Source organism: Paraburkholderia nemoris, from assembly GCF_905221015.1.
In the GTDB taxonomy this organism is placed as follows: domain Bacteria; phylum Pseudomonadota; class Gammaproteobacteria; order Burkholderiales; family Burkholderiaceae; genus Paraburkholderia; species Paraburkholderia nemoris.
In genome coordinates, this window is the sequence record NZ_CAJNBO010000120.1 from 1 (window position 1) to 548 (window position 548).

Genomic DNA, 548 nt, shown 5'->3' on the forward strand with positions numbered 1-548 from the left:
TCGGGCAGCATCCGGTCGTCGGTGGCCAGACGCACCCCGCGGAAGGCCGTCGAGGTGAACAGTTCGCCGGTGGTGTAGCCCTCACCGATCGTCAGCTGCGAGGCCCACGCAGGAATATCACGCTGGATATAGGTGGCGATGTCCTGGTACTGCTCACCACCGGTGGAGCTCCAGTTGTAGGAGCCGGTGTGCCGGAAGTGCCACGGGCCGATATTGAAGCCCGCATTGACGCCCACATAGGCCTGGGTCTGCGCGCCGTTCTGGCCATTATTGCTGCTGTCATAGCGGTAGACGTTGGCGTTGTAGCCGAGGAATCCCGCATTGACGCCGTTGTCCCAGAACTCCGGACTCACATAGCCGCGCGCATTGCGGCTCATGGACGCCTGCTGGATGCTCAGGTCCAGACGCTGGTCGCCGAAATCGAACTCGCTGGTGGCCTCATTGACGATCGCGCCAATGGGCAGGCAGGCACCCGGCACATCCAGCTTCGCGCTCACATCGGGCGTCAGCTTCTTCAGGTCCACCCCCACCCGCTCGAGCAGCTTGCG

The 548-nt window shown here is 63.5% G+C and carries 1 protein-coding gene; it reads right to left on the reverse strand.

Translation table 11 applies throughout. The features are described 5' to 3' along the window. Nucleotides 1-548 (reverse strand): FimD/PapC N-terminal domain-containing protein (locus KHO33_RS41945; RefSeq protein WP_211629350.1); only part of this gene is annotated, 548 nt, incomplete at both ends.